This is a genomic window from Streptacidiphilus sp. MAP12-16 (genome assembly GCF_041262165.1).
Lineage (GTDB): Bacteria > Actinomycetota > Actinomycetes > Streptomycetales > Streptomycetaceae > Streptacidiphilus.
On record NZ_JBGCBY010000066.1, the window covers coordinates 1 to 8,654 of the forward strand.

At 70.2% G+C, this 8,654-nt stretch carries 2 protein-coding genes; both read left to right on the forward strand.

All coding sequences use genetic code 11. From position 1 onward, the window contains the following. A partial coding sequence (locus ABIA33_RS37845) for a type I polyketide synthase (RefSeq protein ID WP_370088745.1) occupies positions 1-6,537 on the forward strand: 6,537 nt, incomplete at its 5' end. A gap of 45 nt (positions 6,538-6,582) precedes the next feature. Beyond that, positions 6,583-8,654, forward strand: a 2,072-nt coding sequence (locus tag ABIA33_RS37850; protein ID WP_370088747.1) for a type I polyketide synthase, incomplete at its 3' end; no start/stop codon positions are given.

Genomic DNA, 8,654 nt, shown 5'->3' on the forward strand with positions numbered 1-8,654 from the left:
CGGCGTGGGGCTGACGCTGATGGCGCTGCCGAGCTGGAGCAGAGTCTGCGGGCATTGGGCGCTGAGGTGACTCTGGCGGCGTGTGATGTCGCGGACCGTGATGCGTTGGCCGGGTTGTTGGCGTCGGTGTCGGTCGAGCATCCGTTGACGGCGGTGGTGCACACGGCTGGTGTGCTGGATGACGGTGTGATCTCCTCGTTGACCCCGGAGCGGGTCGATGCTGTGCTGCGTCCGAAGGTCGACGCTGCCTGGCACCTGCACGAGTTGACAGCTGACCTCGACCTGTCGGCGTTCGTTGTGTTCTCATCGGCCGCCGGTGTGTTCGGCGCTGGTGGCCAGGGCAACTACGCCGCCGCGAACGCCTTCCTGGACGGATTGGCGCAGCACCGCAGGGCGCAGGGTCTGACCGCTACGTCGCTGGCGTGGGGGCTGTGGGCCGACGAGGGCGGCATGGCGGGCGAGCTGGCGCACGCCGATGTCGAGCGGATGGAACGTGGCGGTGTCGCGGCGCTGACCACCGTGGAGGGTCTGGCGCTGTTGGACCTGGCGGCGGCATCGGCCGAGGCTGTGTTGGTGCCGGCCCGTCTGGATCTGGCCGGGCTGCGTGCCCGGGCGGTGGTGTCGGGTGAAGTTCCGTCGCTGCTGCGTGGCCTGGTGCGGGTGCCGTCCCGCCGGTCGGCGACTGCGGTGGCTGGGGGTGTTGAGTCCTCGTCCCTCGGGCGTCGGCTCGCTGCGCTGGCTGCGGCGGAGCAGGACCAGGTGCTGCTGGACCTGGTCTGCGCGCAGGCGGCCGCGGTCCTGGGCCACAGCGGCCCCGAGGCGGTCGATCCCACCCGTGCCTTCCGCGATCTGGGCTTCGACTCGCTGACCGCGCTCGAACTGCGCAACCGGATGAACACCGCCACCGGCCTGCGTCTGCCGGCCACCCTGGTCTTCGACCACCCCAACCCCCACGCCCTCGCCAACCAACTACGAACCGAACTCCTCGGGCAGCGGGACGCGGGCGTGTTGCCCGTGGTCATCGCAGGAGGCTCCGACGACGATCCGATTGCGATCGTCGCGATGAGCTGCCGCTTCCCGGGCGGCGTGCAGACTCCCGAGGACCTGTGGCAATTGGTCTCAGCCGGCCGCGACGCGGTCTCCGGGTTCCCCGCTGACCGGGGTTGGGACGTCGAATCGCTGTACCACCCGGATCCGGAGCACGCGGGCACCTCCTACACCCGCGAGGGCGGGTTCCTCCACGATGCTGCCGAGTTCGACCCAACCTTCTTCGGCATCAGCCCACGCGAGGCGCTGGCCACGGACCCGCAGCAGCGGCTGCTGCTGGAGACCTCCTGGGAGGCGTTTGAGCGGGCGGGCATCGATCCAGCGTCGGTGCGCGGCAGCCGCACGGGCGTCTTCGTGGGCGTGATGTACCACGACTACGCGACCCGCCTTCAGGATGTGCCGAGCGGCGTCGAAGGCTACCTGGGCAGCGGTGGCGCAGGCAGTATCGCCTCGGGTCGACTGTCCTACACCTTCGGCCTTGAGGGGCCCGCGGTGACGGTCGACACGGCGTGCTCGTCCTCGTTGGTGGCGTTGCACTGGGCGATCCAGGCGCTGCGGTCGGGTGAGTGCACGATGGCCCTGGCCGGCGGCGTCACGGTCATGGCGACCCCAGGGACGTTCGTCGACTTCAGTCGCCAGCGTGGGTTGGCGGCGGACGGGCGTTGCAAGGCGTTTTCGGATGATGCGGACGGCACCGGGTGGGGTGAGGGTGTCGGCATGCTCCTCATCGAGCGGCTGTCGGACGCGCGCCGCAACGGGCATCCGGTGCTGGCCATCGTTCGCGGCAGTGCGGTGAACCAGGACGGCGCCAGCAACGGAATGACGGCCCCCAACGGACCCTCGCAGCAGCGCGTGATCAAGCAGGCCCTGGCATCGGCCGGATTGACGGCTGGTCAGGTCGACGCCGTCGAGGCGCACGGCACCGGCACCAAGCTCGGCGATCCGATCGAGGCCCAGGCCCTCCTCGCGACCTACGGCCAGGACCGCGACGAGGACCGGCCGTTGTGGCTGGGATCGGTGAAGTCGAACCTGGGTCATACCCAGGCGGCGGCGGGTGCAGCTGGAATCATCAAGATGGTCATGGCGATGCGGCATGGCGTTCTTCCGCAGAGCCTGCACGTGAGCGAGCCGTCGTCGCACGTCGACTGGTCGGCGGGCGCGGTCTCGCTGCTGACCCGGAGCGTGCCGTGGCCCGAGACGGGTGAGCCGCGCCGCGCCGGGGTGTCCTCGTTCGGGATCAGCGGCACCAACGCGCACACCATCATCGAGCAGGCACCCTCCGTTGCGGTGGTCGAGAGCGAAGAGGAGGAGCCGAAGGGTACGCCCGGTTCGCCCGAGACGTCCGCGCTCCTGCCGCTGGTGCTGTCGGCCAAAACGGCGGAGGGCCTGCGGGGTCAGGCTGAGCGGTTGCGGGTGCATCTCGCCGCGCGCGCGGAGCTGGGCATCGCGGACGTGGCCTATTCGTTGGCCACGGCGCGGTCCGTGTTTGAGCATCGTGCCGCCGTGGTGGTGCGAGGCCGTGAGGGTGTCCTGGAGGGCTTGGACGCGCTGGTGCGCGGGGATAGCCTGGGCAACGCCGTGGTGGGTGGCGTCGCAGCGGCGGGCGGCAGGCTTGCGTTCGTGTTTGCGGGGCAGGGCAGTCAGCGCTTCGGTATGGGGCGCGAGTTGTGCGACTCGTTCCCGGTGTTCGCGGCGGCGTTCGACGCGGCGTGTGCGGAGTTGGACCTGCACCTGGACCGCCCGCTGCGGGAGGTGCTGTTCGCTGCTGAGGGTGCGGCGGAGACCGCTCTGATTCATGAGACCGCCTATACGCAGCCGGGGTTGTTCGCGGTCGAGGTGGCGCTGTTCCGCCTGCTGGAGTCGTGGGGTGCGCGGCCCGACGTCATGGCTGGGCATTCCATCGGCGAGCTGGCGGCTGCGCACGCGGCAGGGGTGTTGTCGTTGGCAGACGCGGCCACTCTGGTCGCGGCCCGTGGCCGGTTGATGCAGGCGCTCCCAGCCAGTGGCGCGATGGTCGCGCTGCAGGCCACCGAGGCGGAGGTGCTGCCACTTCTCGCGGGTCGCGAGGCCGAGATGGGCATCGCGGCCGTCAACGGGCCGTCGTCGGTGGTGATCTCCGGCGTCGAGGATGCGGTGCTGCACGTGGCAGCGCAGTTTGCGGAACAGGGCCGAAAGACAAAGCGGCTGACGGTCAGTCACGCGTTCCACTCGCCGCTGATGGACGGGATGCTGGGGGAGTTCCGGAAGGTCGCGGAGGGGCTGGAGTTCCATGCTCCGCGGATCCCGATCGTTTCGACCCTCACCGGGGCGCTCGCCTCGGCGGAGGAACTGTGCTCGCCCGAGTACTGGGTGCGGCACGTCCGCGAGGCGGTGCGCTTCTGCGACGCCGTCCAGACCCTGGAGCGCGAAGGCGTCCGTACGTTCCTGGAACTGGGCCCCGACGGCACGCTCACGGCCATGGGCGAGGACTGCCTCCCGTCGGAGGCCGCCGGTACCGCGCTGGTCGCCGCGCTTCGGCGGGACCGCTCGGAGGTCGAGGCGATCGGGCAGGCGCTGGGCCTCCTGCATGTCCGTGGGGCTCTCCGGTTGGACTGGGAGGCCGTGTTCGCCGGGACCGGCGCGCAGCGTGTCGACCTGCCGACTTACGCCTTCCAGCGTGAACGCTACTGGCCTCAGCCTGGCTCGGGCATGGTCGGCGACGTGGCCTCGGCGGGCCTGGGCGTCGCGGAGCACCCGCTGCTGGGCGCGGCGGTCCCGTTGGCCGACGGCGACGGATACCTGTTCACGGGACGCCTCTCGTCGGCGGCACACCCGTGGTTGGCCGACCATGCCGTTGCGGGCAGCATGTTGCTGCCGGGCACGGCGTTCGTGGACATGGCCGTTCTGGCCGGTGACCAGGTCGGTTGCGGACTCCTCGAGGAGCTGACGCTGGAGGCGCCTTTGGTCCTGCCCGACAAGGGCGGGGTGCAGGTGCAGTTGCAGGTTGGGCCACCCGACGCAGAGGGCCGACGTACCGTCAGCGTCCATGCGCGGGTGGCCGACGAGTCGGCTGACGGGCCGTGGACCCGCCACGCAGCTGGCCTGTTGGCAGACAGCGGCTCTGCCGCGTCGTTCGATCTGGCGGAGTGGCCGCCTGCGGGTGCGGAGGTCGTAGCGGTCGACGGCCTCTACGACAGCCTGGCAGGTGTCGGCCTTGAGTACGGCCCGGTGTTCCGGGGGCTGCGCGCGGCGTGGCGTCGTGGCGATGAGGTGTTCGCCGAGGTCGCGCTGCCGGAAGAGAACCGGGCGGAGGCGGCTCAGTTCGGACTGCATCCGGCTTTGCTCGACGGGGCGTTGCACGCCGTGGGTCTGGGCGGCCTGGTGGAGGACACCGGCCAGGCAGGCCGGCTGCCCTTCGCCTGGTCCGGAGTCTCCCTGCACGCAGCGGGTGCCTCGGTGTTGCGGGTGCGGATCGCGCCCGAGGGGCCTGATGCGGTCTCGCTCGCGGTCGCCGACGGTGCGGGTGTGCCCGTGGCCACGGTGGAGTCGTTGGTGTTGCGGGCGTTCTCGGTTGATCAGCTGAGCGGTGCCGGGAGCGGCTACCACGACGCCCTGTTCCGTCCGGAGTGGACGGGCGTGGCACTGCCGTCCGTCGGGTCGGATGGCACGGTGGCGGTGCTGGGTGCCGAAGGGCTCGGTCTGGACCGGGCCGAGCGGCACGCCGACCTGGGCGGGCTGGTCGCGGCGGTGTCCGCTGATGCCGTGGTGCCCGATCTGGTGGTGGTCCCGTGGGCTCCGGATCCGAACGAGGATGTGGTCCCGGCGACGCACGCGGCGGTGCACGGGGTGCTGGCCCTGCTGCAGGAATGGTTGGCGGAGGATCGATTCGCCCGATCGCGGCTGGTACTGGTGACGCGGGGCGCGGTGGCAGTTGGCGCGGGTCCGGAGCCGGTCGATGTCGCGTCGGCGGCGGTGTGGGGTCTCGTGCGTTCGGCACAGTCTGAAGACCCGGGCCGCATCGTGCTGGTCGACCTCGATGAGGACGCGCGCTCCAGCGCCGCGCTCCCCGCGGCACTGGCGTGCGCAGAGCCGCAGTTCGCGCTGCGCGCCGGCGAGATCCTCGCTCCGCGACTAGCGCGGGTGGCAGCCGTCGGCGAATCGGAGTCGTTCGAACCGGACCCTGTGGGTACGGTGCTGGTGACCGGTGCGACCGGATCGCTGGGTCGAGCGGTGGCCCGGCATCTGGTGGCGCGACGCGGCGTGCGCCGGTTGTTGCTGGTGTCGCGTCGGGGCGGGGCAGCGGAGGAAGCGCCGGAGTTGGCGGCCGAGCTGTCGGCTCTGGGCGCCTCGGTCGCCTTCGCTGCCTGTGATCTGGCAGATCGCGAGGCGGTGGAGGCGATGCTGGCAGAGGTGGCCGCGGAGCATCCCCTGTCGGCGGTGATTCATGCGGCGGGTGTACTCGACGACGGTGTGATCTCGTCGTTGACCCCGGCGCGGGTGGACCGGGTGCTGCGTCCAAAGGTGGACGCGGCCTGGAACCTGCACGAGTTGACAGCCGACCTCGACCTTTCGGCGTTCGTCGTGTTCTCTTCCGCGGCCGGGGTCTTCGGTGCTCCTGGCCAGGGCAACTACGCCGCCGCGAACGCCTTCGTGGACGCGTTGGCGCAGCACCGCAGGTCGCTGGGTCTGGTGGCCACGTCGCTGGCGTGGGGTCTGTGGGCCGACGAGGGAGGCATGGCGGGCGAGCTGGCGCAGGCCGACGTCGAGCGAATGGCCCGCGGTGGTGTTGCGGCGCTGACCACCGTCGAGGGATTGGCACTGCTGGACGTGACCTCGACGCTGCCGGACGCGGTACTGGTGCCAGTGCGACTCGACCTGGCCGGCCTGCGTGCCCAAGCGGCAGCCTCCGGCGGGATTCCCCCACTTCTGCGCGGCTTGATTCGCCTGCCCGCCCGCCGCGCAACGGCAGCCGGGAGCGCCGATCCCGGTGCGGCGCTCAAGCAGCGACTGGCCGGGCTCCCCGCAGAGGACCAGGAACGTGTGCTGTTGGAGCTGGTGTGTGGGCAGGTGGCCGCGGTGCTCGGCTATTCAGGGGCCTCCGCGGTCCAACCGACACACGCGTTCCGTGAGTTGGGATTCGACTCGCTGACGGCCATCGAGCTGCGCAACCGGCTCAACGCCGTCACCGGACTGCGACTCCCCGCCACCTTGGTCTTCGACTACCCGAGCCCCGTCGACCTGGTCGGGCATCTGCGGACGGCGATCCCGCAGAATGGTGCGCCAGTTGGGCCGAGCGTCTTCGCCGAGCTGGACAAGCTGGCCGCGGCCCTCGCCTCGACCAGTCCGGACGAGGAGATCGGGACCCGGGTCACCCTGCGTCTGCAGACCCTGCTGGCCCAGTGGAGGGATGTCCTCGGCACGGCCGACGCTGCCGACGACGACCGGGATCTCGAGTCCGCGACGGACGACGAGCTCTTCGACCTCCTCGATGACGAACTTGAAACTTACTGACTTCCCTGGCACGACCCTTTTTGCCGCAAGGAGCAGACGGACATGGTGAACGAGGACAAGCTGCGCGACTACCTCAAGCGCGCGACCGCTGATCTGCGTAACGCCCGTCGGCGCCTGCGCGAGTTGGAGGAGCGTGACCAGGAGCCGATCGCCATCGTTGGGATGAGCTGCCGCTACCCCGGTGGTGTCAGCTCTCCTGAGGACCTCTGGAAGCTTGTCGCCGCTGGCGGGGATGCCATCACGGGCTTTCCGACCGATCGCGGTTGGGACGTCGAGGCGATCATCGACGCGGACCCGGACCAGCACGGCGCCAGCTATGTCAGCGAGGGCGGGTTCCTGCACGACGCCAGCGAGTTCGACCCGGCATTCTTCGGGATTTCGCCGCGTGAGGCGTTGGCGATGGATCCGCAGCAGCGGTTGCTGCTGGAGACGTCCTGGGAGGCGTTCGAGCGGGCGGGTATCGACCCGACCGCTCTCAAGGGCAGCCGGACCGGCATTTTCGCCGGGCTGATGTACCACGAGTACGCCAGTCGCCTCGGCGCAGTTCCCGAAGGCGTCGAAGGACATCTGGGGACCGGCAGCTTCGGCAGTGTGGCCTCAGGCCGGGTGTCCTACACCCTCGGCCTGGAGGGGCCCGCGGTGACGGTCGACACGGCATGCTCGTCCTCGCTCGTTGCGCTGCACCTGGCCGTGCAGGCGCTTCGGTCGGGTGAGTGCACGATGGCCCTGGCCGGCGGTGTGACCGTCATGGCAACGCCCGGCACCTTCGTCGAGTTCAGCCGACAGCGCGGACTGGCCACGGACGGGCGTTGCAAGGCGTTCTCGGATGACGCGGACGGCACCGGGTGGGGCGAGGGTGTCGGGATGTTGTTGGTGGAGCGGTTGTCGGATGCGCGGCGGAATGGGCATCCGGTGTTGGCTGTGGTGCGGGGTAGTGCGATCAATCAGGATGGTGCGAGTAATGGTTTGACGGCGCCGAATGGTCCGTCGCAGCAGCGGGTGATTCGGCAGGCGTTGGCCAGTGCGTCTCTGACGAGTGATCAGGTCGATGTGGTGGAGGCGCACGGCACCGGCACCACCCTTGGCGACCCCATCGAGGCGCAGGCCCTCCTGGCGACCTACGGGCAGGAGCGGCCCGAGGACCGGCCGCTCTGGCTCGGGTCGCTGAAGTCCAACATCGGCCACACGCAGGCCGCCGCCGGCGTCGGCGGGATCATCAAGATGGTGATGGCGATGCGGCACGGGGTGCTGCCGCGGAGCCTGCACGTGAGTGCGCCGTCCACGCATGTGGATTGGGCGTCGGGTGCGGTGGAGTTGTTGACTGAGGCGCGGCCGTGGCCGGTGACGGGTGAGCCGTGGCGGGCTGGGGTGTCGTCGTTCGGGTTCAGCGGTACGAATGCGCACGTGATCATTGAGCAGGCGCCGGTGGTGGAGGATGTACTGGCCTCTGCCTCTGCCTCTGATGCGGATGCTGGGTTGGTGGGGCCGGTTGGGTTGCCGGTGGTTGGTCGGTCGGTGGTGCCGTGGGTGGTGTCGGGTCGTGGTGAGGCGGGGTTGCGGGGGCAGGGGGCGCGGTTGCGGGCGTTCGCGGCCGCTGAGCCCGGCGTGGACGTGCTGGGGGTCGGGCTCTCGTTGGCGGACGGGCGCGCGGTGCTGGAGAACCGCGCGGTAGTCCTGGGCGAGGACACTGACGAACTCGGTGGTGGGCTTGAGGCGTTGGCGGATGGCCGTGTATCAGCCGAGGTGATCCAAGGCGTGGCGGGTCCTGCGGGGAAGGTGGTGTTTGTCTTCCCGGGTCAGGGTTCGCAGTGGGCTTTGATGGGTGTGGAGTTGTGGGAGTGTTCGCCGGTGTTCCGGGCGGCGGTTCAGGAGTGTGGGGCGGCGTTGGCGCCGTTTGTGGACTGGTCGTTGGAAGACGTCCTGTTGGGGCGGACTGGTGAGGACTGGCTTGACCGGGTTGACATTGTGCAGCCGGTGTTGTGGGCGGTGATGGTGTCGTTGGCGGAGGTGTGGCGGGCGGCGGGTGTGGTGCCGGCTGGGGTGGTGGGGCATTCGCAGGGGGAGATTGCTGCGGCGGTGGTGGCGGGTGCGTTGTCGTTGGGGGATGGCGCGCGGGT